General features: G+C 31.8%; 13 protein-coding genes and 1 riboswitch. Of the genes, 8 read left to right on the top strand and 5 right to left on the bottom strand.

Annotated elements, in window-relative coordinates; translation table 11 throughout:
- Window positions 1–3: 3 nt before the first annotated feature.
- Window positions 4–1,452, bottom strand: a complete 1,449-nt coding sequence (locus tag GGR97_RS13595; protein ID WP_167899079.1) for an N-acetylmuramoyl-L-alanine amidase — start codon at window positions 1,450–1,452, stop codon at window positions 4–6.
- Between the two features lie 148 nt (window positions 1,453–1,600).
- Here GGR97_RS13595 and GGR97_RS13600 point away from each other — a divergent pair, with 148 nt between their 5' ends.
- A complete protein-coding gene (locus tag GGR97_RS13600) occupies window positions 1,601–4,177 on the top strand; it encodes a putative LPS assembly protein LptD (protein ID WP_167899080.1) in 2,577 nt (858 codons plus the stop codon).
- Here GGR97_RS13600 and cdaA read toward each other — a convergent pair whose 3' ends face one another.
- Window positions 4,178–4,951 (bottom strand): diadenylate cyclase CdaA, encoded by a 774-nt coding sequence (gene cdaA, locus GGR97_RS13605; protein WP_167899081.1) that lies wholly within the window; start codon window positions 4,949–4,951, stop codon window positions 4,178–4,180.
- Window positions 4,952–5,054: 103 nt separating this feature from the next.
- On the opposite strand from cdaA, the gene GGR97_RS13610 reads away from it, so the two are divergent.
- On the top strand, window positions 5,055–5,567 hold the full coding sequence (locus GGR97_RS13610) for a DUF7935 family protein (RefSeq protein ID WP_167899082.1): 513 nt from the start codon (window positions 5,055–5,057) through the stop codon (window positions 5,565–5,567).
- A gap of 61 nt (window positions 5,568–5,628) precedes the next feature.
- Here the strand turns inward: GGR97_RS13610 and GGR97_RS13615 are convergent, their stop codons facing one another.
- From GGR97_RS13615 to GGR97_RS13625, 3 genes are all read right to left on the bottom strand, one after another.
- Window positions 5,629–6,711, bottom strand: coding sequence for a YncE family protein (locus tag GGR97_RS13615; protein WP_167899083.1), 1,083 nt, complete (start codon window positions 6,709–6,711; stop codon window positions 5,629–5,631).
- Between the two features lie 10 nt (window positions 6,712–6,721).
- Window positions 6,722–8,602, bottom strand: coding sequence for a TonB-dependent receptor plug domain-containing protein (locus GGR97_RS13620; RefSeq protein ID WP_209272388.1), 1,881 nt, complete (start codon window positions 8,600–8,602; stop codon window positions 6,722–6,724).
- A gap of 26 nt (window positions 8,603–8,628) precedes the next feature.
- A riboswitch (cobalamin riboswitch) is annotated at window positions 8,629–8,846 on the bottom strand.
- Window positions 8,847–8,880: 34 nt separating this feature from the next.
- Window positions 8,881–9,801: an ABC transporter substrate-binding protein gene (locus GGR97_RS13625; protein WP_167899085.1), complete on the bottom strand. Its 921-nt coding sequence runs from the start codon at window positions 9,799–9,801 to the stop codon at window positions 8,881–8,883.
- Window positions 9,802–9,890: 89 nt separating this feature from the next.
- Between GGR97_RS13625 and GGR97_RS13630 the strand changes: the two genes are divergently transcribed.
- The 6 genes from GGR97_RS13630 to GGR97_RS13655 all read left to right on the top strand — a co-directional run bounded on the left by GGR97_RS13630 (window position 9,891) and on the right by GGR97_RS13655 (window position 15,811).
- Window positions 9,891–10,394 (top strand): bifunctional adenosylcobinamide kinase/adenosylcobinamide-phosphate guanylyltransferase, encoded by a 504-nt coding sequence (locus GGR97_RS13630; RefSeq protein WP_167899086.1) that lies wholly within the window; start codon window positions 9,891–9,893, stop codon window positions 10,392–10,394.
- Window positions 10,395–10,400: 6 nt separating this feature from the next.
- Window positions 10,401–11,417, top strand: coding sequence for a nicotinate-nucleotide--dimethylbenzimidazole phosphoribosyltransferase (cobT, locus tag GGR97_RS13635; protein ID WP_167899087.1), 1,017 nt, complete (start codon window positions 10,401–10,403; stop codon window positions 11,415–11,417).
- Window positions 11,417–12,169 carry an adenosylcobinamide-GDP ribazoletransferase gene (locus tag GGR97_RS13640; RefSeq protein ID WP_167899088.1) on the top strand — a complete coding sequence of 251 codons (753 nt, stop codon included), beginning with the start codon at window positions 11,417–11,419 and terminating at the stop codon, window positions 12,167–12,169. Before cobT ends, GGR97_RS13640 begins: the two co-directional genes overlap by 1 nt.
- Window positions 12,166–12,705 carry an alpha-ribazole phosphatase family protein gene (gene cobC / locus GGR97_RS13645; RefSeq protein WP_167899089.1) on the top strand — a complete coding sequence of 180 codons (540 nt, stop codon included), beginning with the start codon at window positions 12,166–12,168 and terminating at the stop codon, window positions 12,703–12,705. Before GGR97_RS13640 ends, cobC begins: the two co-directional genes overlap by 4 nt.
- A gap of 1 nt (window position 12,706) precedes the next feature.
- Entirely contained in the window at window positions 12,707–13,828 is a 1,122-nt protein-coding gene (locus tag GGR97_RS13650) for an ABC transporter substrate-binding protein (RefSeq protein WP_167899090.1), read from the top strand.
- 102 nt (window positions 13,829–13,930) lie between these two features.
- Window positions 13,931–15,811 carry a DUF5060 domain-containing protein gene (locus GGR97_RS13655; protein WP_167899091.1) on the top strand — a complete coding sequence of 627 codons (1,881 nt, stop codon included), beginning with the start codon at window positions 13,931–13,933 and terminating at the stop codon, window positions 15,809–15,811.
- The last annotated feature ends 13 nt before the right edge of the window (window positions 15,812–15,824 follow it).

A 15,824-nucleotide genomic window follows, 5' to 3' on the forward strand; every position in this document is an offset into this window, starting at 1 on the left:
TATTTAATTTGTTTGTCTTTTCAAGGCTTCTTTTAAGGTGATTCTTTTATTATTTAGAAACGCTACAACAAAAGCCGATTTGTACTTTTTATTTTTTGCAGCTGCTAAATATTCTTTAGCCTTACTATAACTGTTTGTTTTCCCTAAGTAGTACTTGTAATAAACTCCCACTTTTACAGCTTCTACCTCGTTTAATCCTTTAAAATTTGCAGGTGATGTACTTACTTTTTTGGCAGATGATGCTATTTGAACTTTATAATAAACATTAGAAACCTCCTTAACTTCTTTTTTAACGCTAACAACTTTTGATGCTGTAGCTGTTGCCAAATCTCCATTACTTGTAAAAGGAACTATAAATGCCGAAGTATATCCTTTAGCTTTGGCTTTAGCCAATGCTTGATTAGCCTCGTATCTAGACATATATTTTCCTAAATAATATTTATAGAACTTTTCTACTTGTACTCTTTCTACATTTTTAAACCCCTTAAAATTATAAGAAGAGGTACTTATTCTACTTCTACCAGAAGCTATCTGAACTTTATAATAAGCAACACCATTATTATAAGTAGAACCACTACTTACAGAAACTTCATCTACATCTTTATAAGCAATTACATCTGGAGTAGGAGTATATCCACTTTCGGCCACATTCATTTGCTGTCTTTTGTAATAATCTAAAATAGACTTGGCTATAGATTTAGACATTTGTGCTTGTCCTGCTTTAGAATACAAATACTTTCCTTCTATTCTGTTGGTTAAAAAACCTGTTTCTATTAACACACTTGGCATATAGGTTTGATACAAAACCACAAAACCAGCTTGTTTAACCCCTCTGTTAACTCTTTTTAATGTTTTTTCGAACTCTTGCTGAATTAAACTAGCTAACAATAAACTCTGATCTAAATACTCTTCCTGTTCTAAAGACAATCCAATGACTGAAGTAGGAGATTTAGGATCAAAACCTTGGTAACGTTCTTGATGATTTTCCTCTTGTAGTATTACTTCGTTTTCTGCTTTAGCAACTCTAAAGTTTCTTTCATTTGCATGTAATCCTAACACCCATGTTTCTGCTCCAATAGCCTGACTCGTGTGTGCATTACAGTGTACTGATACAAATAAGTCGGCATCAGCATCATTGGCAATATCTCCACGCTTCCATAAATCCACAAAAACATCGGTTTTACGAGTATACATTACCTTAATTCCGGGAATTTTAGACAAAGCATTACCCGTGCTTAATACAATATTAAGCGCTACATCTTTTTCTTTTGCACCTTTATAACCAACTTTACCTGGATCTTTCCCTCCATGACCAGCATCTAAGACAACTATAAAGGGTTTGTTTTTTTGAGCATAAACCCTAGTAAACCCTAGATTTGTAAGTGATAAAATTAAGACGGTTAAAAATAGTAAGGAAAACTTATGACATTTAAATACGGGAATCAATTTCATCTATAAAATTTAATTATTTTTGGGCTTTCAAACTGGCATCTATTTTGTTGCCTACATTGACTATACAAAAATAGGACTAAAAGCATTGCAAACAAATAGACTTCAATTTCTTTTCTCAGTTTTATTCTTGTGCATAAGCAGTTTAACTGTGACTGCTCAAGATAAAAAAGACAATGCTAACAATATAACGGTAGCAAACGATTCTATTGTACAAAACGATAGCATTCCTCCAGTTAAAAAAAACAAAGCAGCTGTTCAGTATATTATAGAACACAGTGCCGAAGATTATATTCTAGAAGACGTAGTAAATAAAAAAGTAAAACTGTACAACGAGGCACATGTAATATATGATGAATATGATATTACAGCCGGACAAATGCTAATTGACTACAGCACCAATACTGTTGAAGCTAGAGGAATTCCAGATGAAGATGGAAAATATTCTCAACTACCTGTTTTTAAAACAAAAGCAAACGAAACCACGCAAGACTCCTTAATTTTTAATTACAAAACTAAAAAAGCCATTATTTATGGTTTAGAAACGGAACAAGACGGAATTAATACTTTAGGAGAAAAAACAAAGAGAGTAAACGATTCTACCATATTTGTAAGAAACATAATTTTTACAACTTCAGACACTAAACATCCTGATTACTATTTAAAAACTACCAAAGCAAAAATTGTTCCTGGAAAAAAAATTATTACAGGACCTACCAATTTGGTTATTGCTGATGTTCCTACACCTGCAATTTTTCCTTTTGCTTATTTTCCTTTAACTAAAAACAGAACTTCGGGTATTATTTTTCCTACATATGGAGAGTCTTTTAGTCAGGGATTCTTTTTACAAAACGGGGGATACTATTTTGCGATTAGTGATTATTTTGATTTAAAGTTAACAGGAGATATTTATTCTAACAGTAGTTGGGGTATAAATGCAGCCTCTAGCTATAAAGTTAGATATAAATTTAGCGGAAACTTTACCTTTAACTATGATAATCTTATTAGTGGTATTGAAGGTTTTTCTGATTATAGTGTTCGTAAAAACTTTAACCTTAGATGGTCACACAATCAAGACAGTAAAGGCTCACCTAATAGCAGATTTTCTTCTTCTGTAAACATTGGTAGTAGTCAATATTTTAAACAATCTGTTAACGAATCTAACACAGGTTTAGGATTACAAAACACTTTAAGTTCTTCTATTAACTATTACAAAAAATTTGTAGACACTCCTTTTAACATGACTGTGTCTGCCAATCACCAACAAAACACAAATACAGAAGTTGTAACCGCAACACTGCCATCTTTAAGATTAAATATGGATAGACTTTATCCGTTTGCTCCTAAAAGTGGAAGTAAAAAGAATGCTTTTCAAAACATAGGACTTACCTACTCTTTTGAAGCCAAAAATCAAGTAGAAACTACAGAAGAAAAGTTTTTTGCTGGTGAAATTTTTGAAGATGCTAGAAACGGTGCCAAACACAACGTAAGTTTAAGTACTAACATGAAAGTTTTAAAATATTTCTCTTTATCACCTAGTGCTAGCTATAGAGAAGTTTGGTATACCGAAAAAGTGAACAAAGAATACAATGCTACTGATGATGATGTAGTAACCGATACCATTTCTGGTTTTTCTACTTTTAGAGATTATAGCTTATCTACTTCTTTAGGTACCACAGTTTATGGTATGTTTAAGTTTAAAGGAAAAAACTTAAAAGCCATTAGACATACCATGAGACCTTCTGTTAGTTATAGCTATAGACCTGATTTTGGTTCTTATTACAAAGAAGTTCAAAATGACATTGATGGTAATACTACTACCTACTCTCCTTTTGAAACAGGTATTTATGGAAGTCCTACAAGAGGTGTTTCTAATGCCTTAAGTTTTAGTTTAGCCAACACCTTAGAGGGTAAAGTTGCTAACAAAGAAGATCCTGATGGAGAAGATAAAAAAATTACTATTTTAAACTCCTTTAACCTAAGTACTGGGTATGATTTTACCAAAGATGAGTTTAAATTATCTAACATAAACCTTACTGCAGGAACCACTATTTTTAAGAAGATGAATTTAAACTTTGGTGCTACATTTGACCCTTATGCTTTGCAAGATGATGGTACTGGAACTTTTAAAAGAATTAATACTTTAAGCTACACCAACGGCGGTCCTATTGCTAGGTTAACAAGTGCTCGTTTTCGTACAGATTATTCTTTTTCTAGCAAAGATTTTGATAAAAAGAAAAACGGAGAAAAAGACGACAAAGAAGAAGAAAGCACAGCATATGACCAAAATATGTTTGGACAAGGGTTCCAAAACACAAACGATATTCAAAACAAACCAGAAGAAAAAGACGACTCTAAAAAAGAAAGCAAATCACTTCCTCAATACATCTCATCAATGCCTTGGAATATTCGTTTTTCTTATTCAACTAATTATTCTGTAATTCAATCTACTGGAAAAGGAAAAGTAAGTTCTAACTCTTTAGTGTTTTCTGGAGATGTAGAATTAAGTCCAGGTTGGAAAGTAGGAGCCTCTTCTGGATACGATTTTGTAAACAACGGTTTTACATACACCACCTTAAATTTCACAAGAGATCTTAGTAGTTGGAGTATGAACTTTAACTGGGTCCCTTTAGGAACCAACAGTTCTTATTACTTTTTTATAGGGGTTAAATCTTCTGTATTAAGCGATTTAAAGTGGGATAAAAGAGCTACTAACAGAGACTTTTAATTAAGACAAATACATTCTTATTTTTTCTTGTAGTTCGTTGTAGGAGTTATACAACTCAAACGCTCCATCAATAATAAAAGAAATTTCTCCTGTTTCTTCAGAAACCACTAAACACATAGCATCTGTTTTTTCTGTAATTCCAATAGCAGCTCTGTGCCTTAGTCCAAATCTGCTTGGCAATTTACTATCCGACAAAGGAAGCACCACTCTAGTCGCTATAATATGATTTTCTTTTACTACAATAGCACCATCGTGTAAAGGGCTATTTTTATAAAAAATACTTTCTAAAATAGGTCCGTTTATTTGAATATTCATAGCATCACCTCTTTCTGTTAAAAACTCAAGATTGCTATTTCTTTCTATTACAATTAAAGCTCCTGTTCTACTTACTTCAAATTTTTCACAAACATTTACCAAAGCCTCTACATCTAAATCGATAGAAATTTCTGCTTTTAAAAACTTTAGTTGCTTGATAAAATTCCTTTTAGTTTTAAAATTGGTAGACCCTAACATTAACAAAAACTTTCGCATCTCAGGATGAAAAATAATAATCAATGCAATAGCACCACCACTAATTAAATTTCCCAACAAAGAGCTAAACATTTCCATGTGTAGTGCTGCTGTTACTTTGTAAATTAAAAAAACAATAGCAATACCTATAAAAATATTAATAGCCACCGTACCTTTTAGCAGCTTGTATACGTTAAATAGTAAAAAAGCAACCAGAAGAATATCTAAAACATCTATAAAACTAAACTCTAAAAATTGGAACACAGACTTGTATTTATGTATAGTTGCCTAAAAGTAATCATTTTTAAAGAAACTCTTATTTTGACAGCAAAAAACTAAGATTTATATTCGCTAAAAATCTTTTAGAATGAACGAATTTATAGAACTTTTAAAATATACCATCCCCTCTATAGTTACAGGTGGTGTAGCAGCTTATTTCTTTAAACAAATATTAGCCAACGAAAGCAATAAAAGAAAATTTAACGCTTTTAAAGAAAAGAAAAAACAAAGTTTGCCTATTAGATTACAAGCATATGAAAGAATGACCTTGTTTTTAGAACGAATTGAATTGACAAATCTTTTAAACAGAATAGAACCTCTTAACAGCAACAAAATTGAGTATGCAAAATTATTAATTACACAGATTAATGCAGAATTTGAGCACAATTTAGTACAACAAATATACATAAGTGAAGATAGTTGGAAACTAATTAAAAATGCCAAACAAACTACCTTAAACACTATTACAGCACATAGTATGAAAGAAGAAATAAATTCTGGAAAAGAATTACAAATAGCTCTGTTAAAAATGAGCAATTCAGACTCTCCAACAACAATTGCACAACAGTTTATTCAACAAGAAGTTCATCAATTATTTTAATTTAAAAAGCCGATACAAAATTTTGCATCGGCTTTTCTCTTCTTCACAGCAACTATACTTCTTATTCTATAAAGTATATTTTAGCAGCTCCTAAACCTACAGCGCTAGTATATTCTGTTGTTTTATCCGATATGTTTATCACTTTTAATTTACACAATGATGTAAATGAGTAAGAGACGGTAAACAAATGATTGTCTTTGGTACTCATTCCATAAATTGATCCTACAGTAATACCGTTTGTAGTTGAAATCTTAGTAGCATCATCTTTAATTGTAAAAACTTTATCATCTTTATAATAATAAATATTTCCATTGTCATAATCCATTAAAGTAGCTCTAGTATTTTCTGCAAAAACCAATTCTTTGTTAATGCTATTATCAGCTGTATTTATAAAAGTTATAGAAGACAGTGTGTTTGTTAATGCCGGATATGGTGGAGTACTACCATAACTTAAAGGTTTTCCTTGACACAATACAACCAACTCTCCTGCATTGTTAAAAAACATTTCGTCTGGATTGTCTTTTACAGTTATAGTTGTTATTTTATTTGCATCAGACAAATCTACTACAGAAACAATATTGTTAGACGAATACCCTCCTTTATGAGACACATATAATTTATTGTCTTTAACTAATATTCTTTCTACACCATTAGCCATTGCTATTTTTTCCGATTCAACTATTTTATTTGTTGCTAAATCTAAAACTGCAAGATAGTCATCTGTTTCATCTGTACCATCTCCCCAATTGGTAATATATCCTTTACTTCCAACAATTGTCATATATCTTGGCAACCCTAATCCTGTTTGTACAATGGCTTTTTTCTTAAAAGTGTATTTATCAACAACTATAATTTGACTTACATCATTTAAGATAATATATGCATCTTCTATTCCAAAACAAATAGACTGAATTAAGCCTGCTACTTTTGCTCCATTTACATTTTCATAATAAAATATATCAGAATCATTTTTACCGAAATAGGACACAGAACCATCTTTTGCATCTAAGTTTCCCTCAGAACTAACAATTATGTTGGTATCTACTGCTTCAAAAACATTTTGAACAATAGTTTCTTCTTTTACACAAGAAACAAAAACAACACTTAGCAGTATTAGCAATTTAAAGATTGAGTATTTTTTCATTTTTTTTAGTTTAAAATTTATAGTGAATATTTATATTAAAGTTTCGTCCGGGCATAGGTCGTAAATTGGTAAAGTAGTATAGATTATTACCAACATTATTTACTTTACCGCCTAAAATTAATTTATGATGTTTTTTATTTAACAAACTATAATTAACTCCACAATTAAACACTGTAACCTTAGCTATAGAATAATTGCTTAATGTATCTTCTGTTGTGTATACTTTGCTTTGGTGCAGGCCTTGTAAATACACACTTAACCTTTTATACGTATAAGATAAATTATAATTGAGCAAATGCTGTGGTACAAAAGGCAAAGAAGCATTTGTTTTTTTGTTAAAAGCACTTGTAAACGTATAATTACCAGTAAGTAAAAGTTTTTGTTCTTTAGGCAGCAATACTTTGTAAGACAAAGCTCCCTCAATTCCTTGATTGGCTACATGTTGTATGTTTTTAGGTCGCCACAAATTGGTACCTCCTGTAGGTAACCAAATAATTTTATCTTTTATATCTATATAAAAATAAGTAGCTGAGACATGTAATTGATGAATGTCTATATCTGCTCCCAACTCTAACTGCTTTGATTTTTCTGGCACCAAATTTAAATTTCCTACTATAGGCCAATACAATTCATTATATGTGGGTACTCTATAATTGGTAGATAAATTGGTTTTTAAAATGATATTTTTATTTAATTTTTGTTCTGCAGCTAACGATACAGACATAGGAACTGAAAAGTTAGAATTAAACTCTTTACGAATATTAAAAGAGGTAGATAATGAAGCAGTAGGCATATAGAATATCATCCCTCCAAAAGAAAATGCTTCTCTATTTCTTGATTGAATTTGATCTGTTGAACCATCTGTAGATTCATACATCATCAAATACTTCACATTTAAAACATTTGAAAACCGATATGAAGCATCATAGTCTACTAACTTTTTATTTGATTTTCCGTAACCAAAATTTTGAAAAGCTTTGTTACTATAATACCTAAATTCCTGAGTTAAATATGCTAATTTTAAAGATTGTTGAAAAGCACCAGATGAGAAATTCCATTTTAATAAATTACGTTGATTAAAATTTTCATTGCGTTCATTTGCATTAGATGGATTGGGAATTCCATCAGAAAAAAGACGATCTCCATAATATTTAGTGGTATAAAAATAAAGTTTGTTTCTTCTAGAAAATTGATATCCCAAACTAAAATCTATTCCATAATTTTTATAGTTCCCATTTTCATTATACAACAAGTTTCCGTTTTCATCTTTATATCTCTTGTCTAAATAAACATAATCATTATCCGAACTATTATAGGTAGAAGATAGCTTTATTGCCCATTTTCCTGTACCTATATTAGCTTTAAAAAAATTAGAACTTGTATTGTAACTACCATAACTGGTAAACAAATCAAAATTTTCATGCTTTTTAAAAGAGAGTACATCATTTAACTGAACAACACCTCCAATGGCACCAGAACCAAATTGCACACTTCCTCCTCCGCTTTTTACCACAATTTGATCTGTAGTACTAGCAGATATGGCATTAAAATCTACCTGACCATTACCTATAGCATTGATACTGATTCCATTCCACAACACCAATGTATTGGTTGCCGAAGTACCTCTAAATCTTGCAGAACTAGCTCCTCCGTTCCCATAATCTTTAAAAGCAATAGGACTATTGTACCTTAATAATTCTGTGAAATTTGTTGGATTTTTTACAACTTGCTCTACTGATAACGTTATTTTTTTGGAACCTAAATCTTCTTGTTTCTTAGTTACATCAGCCAACAAGACCACTTTCTCTAAACGATTGATAGAATCATTTTGAGCTACAGTTCTGGCACAACAAAATATGCTTATTAAAAAAAACGCTTTACATAGTTTCATCATAAATTTCCTTTACTCCCGAAAGAATTTATATTATGAATCTGGCAGGTCTCCTGACTTACGTCTTATTACTACCTTCCCGTTTTTACTATTATTTAAAACAGTGGTTTAAGAATGTAATAAGCACCTTTTACGGCTAAGCTTACAGTTGCGGGTACAGTTCTTGATTTTAACAAGATTCCCTTTTAATTTTACGGTTCAACTTACATTGAATAGCATAAAAACCAAAATCGATGCAAAACTACACCTTATTTTTTGATTACAAATATTTTTTTTAATTACTTAAAATAAGCACAATACTTATGCTCTAAACCTATTGATTCTGTAAATAGTTCTGGATGAAATATTTTAGCTAAAACTTTAATACCATCTACCAAAGTACCTGCAGAAGATTGCGTAAACAAATCAAAATCTGCAATATACACTTGCTTGTTTTGCACAGCTCTTAAGTTTTTCCACTCTGGTTTTGCTTCTAAAAACTTCATATCGTCCAAAGTTCTTTTTTGATTGTATCCACAAGGAGCAATCACCAATACCTCGGGATTGTATTTTACAATTTTATCCCAATCTATCACAATACTATTTCCAGATGGGTGTGACAACAAATCTACCCCACCTGCATATCCTATTTGATGAGGAATCCAGTGTCCACAGTTAAACAATGGATCTATCCACTCTAACAACATTACACTTTTAGACAAGGTTAGTCCTGCTCTTAAAACATCTACTATATTTTTAATTTCATCTTGTAAACGCAATACGTAAGCCTCCCCTTTTTCTGGAAACCCCATGGCGGTTGCAATTGTTATGGCATCGTTAAATACATCGTTTAAAGATTGTGGAGTAATAGAAATTGTTTTAGGAACTACCGGCAACTTAGACAAAGATCTTTCTGCACTTTCTGTATCAATTTGGCATACATCACAAACATCTTGTGTAAAAACTAAAGACGGATTTATCTTATGCATTATTTCTTCATCTACATAATACAAACTTTTTCCGGTAGCTTTGCTTTCAGAAAACAACGTATTTATTTCATCACTTGTATATTCTTTATCTTCTAAAACACAACGCACCATTACCTCTTTTTCTTGCAAAGCTTGTTGCGGACACTCAAAAGTAATTCCGTTTAGCATGTGTTCTAAACCCATATCATAAATCATTTGGGTTACGGCGGGCATCATAGAAGAAACTATCATATCTTTTTATTTTTCTGCAAAACTAGTCTTTTTTTCAAATCCATTTTTTTTGTCGTTAAAACTTAGCAATCTTTGTTAAAAATTAAAGTATGATTTATTACATCACTGGAGGAGAACGTTCGGGTAAAAGTAGCTATGCTCAAAAATTAGCCGAAGAACTCTCACCAAACCCTTATTATTTAGCAACTTCTAGAATATGGGATGATGATTTTAAAACACGTGTAGACAGACATGTATCTGACAGAGATGAGCGTTGGACTACTATTGAAGAAGAAAAAAACTTAAGTGCTGTAATTCCAAAAGATTCTGTCGTACTAATTGATTGTGTGACTTTATGGCTAACCAATTTTTATACGGATAACAACTACAATGTTGCTAAATGTTTAGAACTTGTAAAAGCAGAAATTGAAAAATTAATTCAAATAGAAGCTACCTTAATCATAATTTCTAACGAAATTGGAATGGGTGTACATGCCGAAACACACATAGGACGAAAATTTACAGAACTACAAGGATGGGTAAATCAAGAAATTGCCAAAGTAAGTAACAAAGCCACGTTTATGGTTTCTGGAATTCCAATGATTTTAAAATAAATACTTATGGACAACATTCAATCTGAATTACAGCATAAAATAAACACCAAAACAAAACCTATGGGTTCTTTGGGTGTTTTAGAAACCATTGCACTTAAAATTGGAGAAATTCAAAAAACGACCACTCCCATTTTATCCAAACCCACTATTATTGTTTTTGCAGGAGATCACGGAATTGTAAACGTAGAACCTGTAAGTCCATTTCCACAAGAAGTTACCTCGCAAATGGTTTTTAACTTTTTACAAGGAGGAGCTGCTATTAATGTTTTTTGCAAACAAAATAACATTCATTTAAAAGTTGTAGATGCTGGAGTTAATTTTGATTTTAATGGAGTTCCTAACTTAATACATGCAAAAATAAACAAGGGAACCAAAAACTATTGTAATGAACCTGCTATGAGTATAGCAGATTGCAACCAAGCTATTTTAAAGGGAAAAGAACTGGTAACCAAACAATTTACAGAAGGAACCAATGTAATTGGTTTTGGAGAAATGGGAATTGGTAACACTTCTTCTGCAGCCTTATTAATGAGTGCTTTTACCCAATTTCCTATTCAAGAATGTGTAGGAAAAGGTACCGATACGACTTCTGTAAGACTACGTGCTAAAACGGCTATTTTAAACAAAGCCAGAAACAATCACCAACTTTCAGACAACCCTATAGAAATTTTAGCCACCTTTGGCGGATATGAAATTGCAATGATGACCGGAGCATTTTTACAAGCTGCTAAATTGGGTATGGTTATTTTAGTTGATGGATTTATTGTAACATCTGCCCTATTAGCTGCACAAGCCATTAACAAATCTGTACTTAACAACTGTATTTATTCGCATTGCTCTAACGAACAAGGACATGCTAAAATGTTAGACTTTTTAAAAGCCGATACTGTCTTAAACTTAGGATTAAGACTAGGAGAAGGTACAGGAGCAGCTTTAGCTTATCCAATTGTACAAGCATCGGTTAATTTTTTAAATCAAATGGCTAGTTTTGAATCTACCGAAATAACCAACACAAAAGATTAATGAAAAAAGAAATTGCTATTTTTCTAACGGCTATCATGTTTTTTACAAGAATTCCTTGTCCTAAAAACATAGATCATTCTCCAGAAATCTTAACAAAAAGTAGTCGCTATTTTTCATTAGTCGGAATTATTGTAGGTAGTTTTGGTGCCTTAATTTATTATTTGTCTCAATTTTTATTTAACGATTCTATTTCTATTTTATTAAGCATTGCTGCTACCATTTGGATTACAGGTGCTTTTCACGAAGATGGTTTTGCCGACGTTTGTGATGGTTTTGGTGGAGGTTGGACCAAAGAAAAAATTCTAACCATTATGAAAGATTCTAGAGTAGGAACATACGGAATTGTAGGACTCGGAATTTTATTAGCAATCAAACACCAATCACTAGCAGAATTAGACATTTTTACTTGTATTTTGGCTATTATTTCGGGACATGCCATTAGCCGTTTTGCAGCTACAACTCTTATTTACACAGAACCTTACGTACAAGATATTGATAAAAGTAAAATAAAACCATCAGCAGTAGGAATTACAAAAAAAGACGTCCTTATTTGTGGTCTTTTTGCCATTATTCCTTTACTTTTTTTCTTAAACAGTTGGGTATTTTTAACTTTTATACCTGTATTAATCACCAAATATTTATTAGCCAAATACTTTCACAAATGGATTGGCGGACACACAGGTGATTGTGCTGGTGCTACACAACAACTTACCGAAGTTGTATTTTACTTAAGCTTAATAATTTTACTATGATTGTATACTTTATAAGACACACCACTCCTAATATTGAGAGAGGTATTTGTTACGGACAATCAGATATTGATGTAGCTGATAATTTTGAAGATGAAGCTAACTTTTTACTAAGCAAACTACAATATGTAGATACCGATATTGTTATTAGTAGCCCTTTACAACGATGTACTAAATTAGCCTCTAAACTAAATACTACTTACAAAACCTCTAAAGATTTAATGGAATTAGATTTTGGAGATTGGGAGCTAAGAGAATGGAATACCATTCCAGATGAAGAAACTTCTCCTTGGATGAATGACTTTGTTACCGTTCCTGTACCCAATGGAGAAAGCTATTTAGATTTGTTTGCTAGAGCTATAGATGCCTACAAAAACATCCAAAACAACAACACCATTGTTGTTACACATTCTGGAATTATTAGAAGTGTATTATCACATATAACCAATACAGATTTAAACGATTCTTTTGACTTTAAAATCCCTTACGGAACTATTGTTAAAATAGATACAGAAAGCAACGAATACAATATTTTATAACATGAGATTTTTCCTTTTTTTCATCTTTTTTAGTTTAGTAGCATGTCAACCAAAATCAGATAAGAAGACTGTTGTTTTAAACAATCATAACATTCAATACGCAAAAGGATTTAGCTATCAAAAATTTAACAAATACATTAAAATAATTGTACCCACTCCCTACAAAGGAGCTACTACTCCTTATGAATATATTTTAATAAAAGGTGACACTATTATAACACCTAGCAACCCCAATCAAATTGTGGTACAAACTCCTATTCAAAAAATTGTAGCCACCTCAACCACTCAAATCCCTGTGTTAGAGGCTTTAAATTCTGAACATCTTTTAAAAGGTTACCCAAACACTCATTTTATTTCTTCGTTAAAAACCAGAAAATTGATAGATAATGGAACTATTACAGATGTGGGACACGAAGAACACATGAACACCGAATTAATTTTAGACATCAAACCCGACGTATTATTTGCCTTTGCCGTAAATAACTTAAACAAAAACTTTAATACCTTAAAAAAAGCTGGAATTCCTATTGTAGTAGATGCTAGTTGGCTAGAAGAATCTCCTTTGGGTAGAGCAGAATGGATTAAGTTTTTTGCGCTATTTCTAAACAAAGAACAGGAAGCCAATGCTATTTTTAAAGAAATAGAAAACAATTATAACCAAGCCAAGGAATTAGTCCAAAATGTAACATTACAACCCCGTATTTTGTACGGATCTATTTATAACGGAATATGGTACACACCTGCAGGAGATAGTTTTGTAGCTAAAATTTTAAGTGATGCCAAAACAAATTATCTATGGAAAGAAACTACAGGAACAGGTAGCTTGTCTTTGCAGTTTGAAGATGTATTTATAAAAGCAAAAAATGCCGATTATTGGTTTGCTCCAGGTTATGCTGCCAACAAACAAGCTTTGGCTAACAATAACAAACACTATACACAATTTGCTCCCTACACTCATCATAAAATATACACCTACACCAATACAACAGGACCAACAGGTGGCTTATTATTTTTTGAATTAGGAGCTTTAAGACCTGACTTTATTCTAAAGGATATTATTAAAATTTGTCATCCAGAAATCTTACCTACTTATAAAACTACCTTTTTTAATAGTTTAAATTAAAGGCTAAGTGATTTTTGATTATTTTTAGTGTGTTTTTCGCAAGAAAAAACAACAATTGTACTCTAATACACAATTGATTATTTCTATTTAAACACCATTCTAATGATACAAAAATCAAAATTAGTACTCTTTGTTATGTTTGCTTTTATAGCAACTTTACATGCTCAAAAAATATCAGGTGAGTTAAAAACCTGGCACAAAGTAACACTTACTTTTAACGGACCCAACACCTCTGAAACCGCAACTCCAAATCCTTTTACAGATTACAAACTAGATGTAACGTTTACAAAAGGAAAAACATCTTATACCGTTCCAGGTTATTACGCAGCTTGTGACAATCCTGCAGAAGGATGTACTTCTGGTAACAAATGGAACGTACATTTTGCTCCAGATAGCAAAGGGACATGGACTTACAAAGTTTCTTTTAAAACGGGAAAAGATGTAGCTATTACTGAAACTATACATCCAAAAAGCGCAGGATTTATGGATGGAGCTACAGGTACTTTTAAAATTCAAGCTTCTGATAAAACAGGCAAAGATTTTAGAGCACCAAACAAAGGACGATTGCAATATGTTGGAGAAAGATATTTAAGATTTTCTGGAACCAACCCTAAGAATCCTAACGGACAATGGTTTATAAAAGCAGGAGCAGATTCACCCGAAAACACTTTTGCTTATGATGATTTTGATGCAACTCCCAACAGAAGATTCTCTAGATGGAATAACAAAAAAGGAACATTAGCTAGTTTTAAAAGAACTCGTAAATCGTGGAATGCTCATCAACAAGATTACAACCCGCAAGAAGCGAGTAGCTATACTTGGCAAAACGGAAAGGGTACAGAACTATTAGGAGTTGTAAATTATTTAAGTTCGCAAGGTGCTAATGCTATGTCTTTTTTAACTTTTAATGCCGGTGGTGACGATCAAAATATATTTCCTCATTTAATGAATATTCCCATACAAGCATATGAAGACTTGCCTAATGGTCATGACAAAAAAATGAGTTATGCAGAACGTAAAGACTTATGGGATCATTTACAAAAAGACAGGTTTGATGTTTCCAAACTAGCACAATGGGAAAAAATTCTGGAATATGCTGACACTAAAGGTTTGTATCTACATTTTAAAACCATGGAAAATGAAAACTGTAAGTTTATGGATAACAACAAAAATGGTAGAGAACGTAAATTGTATTACAGAGAATTAATTGCAAGATTTTCTCATCATCTAGCCTTAAATTGGAACATTACAGAAGAAACCGTAATTCCAGATGATGTAGTGATTTCTATTTCTAAATATATCAGTAGTATAGATCCTTATCATCATAACCTAGTTTTACATACTTTTCCTGGTCAACAAAAGCAAAAATATCCTCAGCTACTAGGAAACAAATCAAAATTAACAGGAGCCTCTATTCAAAAAGACAGACATTTAATTCACCAAAGTGTAAAAACATGGATTCAAGCTTCTGCAGAAGCAGGTAAAAAGTGGGTGGTTGCTAATGATGAACAAGGAAGTGCTGGACAAGGAATTAGAATTCCATTAAATGTTATAAGACACCAAGTTTTATGGGCTACTTTAATGGCAGGTGGTGCTGGTGTAGAGTATTATTATGGTTATACAGACAATGATGGTGATATTCACAATCAAGACCATAGATTAAGAGGAGATTTATACAAAGAAGGGAGTTATGCCATTCACTTTTTTAATACCTACTTTCAAAACTATTTAATTGATGCTGTTAGTAACGATGAGTTAACAGAAAACAAAAATGATTACGTATTAGCTAATAATGGAAAAGCTTATGTGGTATACTTACCTAAAGGAGGAAGTACAAAAATTAAATTAGCTAACAAGCGATGGAAAATTCAATGGTATAACCCTAGAAACGGTACAATGTCTAACAAAGAAAAATTAAACAAAGAACATATTCTAAATGCTCCTGACCATCAAAATGATTGGATAGCTTTAATTATGAGGTGAATAGCCTCTACTT

The organism is Wenyingzhuangia aestuarii (assembly GCF_011927765.1).
Classification (GTDB): Bacteria; Bacteroidota; Bacteroidia; order Flavobacteriales; family Flavobacteriaceae; genus Wenyingzhuangia; species Wenyingzhuangia aestuarii.

What these genes read in the sequence shown, in the direction of transcription:
- GGR97_RS13595 (WP_167899079.1), bottom strand. Translation starts at nt 1,452, where the DNA reads ATGAAATTGATTCCCGTATTTAAATGTCATAAGTTTTCCTTACTATTT.
- GGR97_RS13615 (WP_167899083.1), bottom strand. Translation starts at nt 6,711, where the DNA reads ATGAAAAAATACTCAATCTTTAAATTGCTAATACTGCTAAGTGTTGTT.
- GGR97_RS13650 (WP_167899090.1), top strand. Translation starts at nt 12,707, where the DNA reads ATGAGATTTTTCCTTTTTTTCATCTTTTTTAGTTTAGTAGCATGTCAA.
- GGR97_RS13610 (WP_167899082.1), top strand. Translation starts at nt 5,055, where the DNA reads ATGAACGAATTTATAGAACTTTTAAAATATACCATCCCCTCTATAGTT.
- GGR97_RS13655 (WP_167899091.1), top strand. Translation starts at nt 13,931, where the DNA reads ATGATACAAAAATCAAAATTAGTACTCTTTGTTATGTTTGCTTTTATA.
- cobC (WP_167899089.1), top strand. Translation starts at nt 12,166, where the DNA reads ATGATTGTATACTTTATAAGACACACCACTCCTAATATTGAGAGAGGT.
- cobT (WP_167899087.1), top strand. Translation starts at nt 10,401, where the DNA reads ATGGACAACATTCAATCTGAATTACAGCATAAAATAAACACCAAAACA.
- GGR97_RS13625 (WP_167899085.1), bottom strand. Translation starts at nt 9,801, where the DNA reads ATGATAGTTTCTTCTATGATGCCCGCCGTAACCCAAATGATTTATGAT.
- GGR97_RS13630 (WP_167899086.1), top strand. Translation starts at nt 9,891, where the DNA reads ATGATTTATTACATCACTGGAGGAGAACGTTCGGGTAAAAGTAGCTAT.
- GGR97_RS13640 (WP_167899088.1), top strand. Translation starts at nt 11,417, where the DNA reads ATGAAAAAAGAAATTGCTATTTTTCTAACGGCTATCATGTTTTTTACA.
- GGR97_RS13620 (WP_209272388.1), bottom strand. Translation starts at nt 8,602, where the DNA reads ATGAAACTATGTAAAGCGTTTTTTTTAATAAGCATATTTTGTTGTGCC.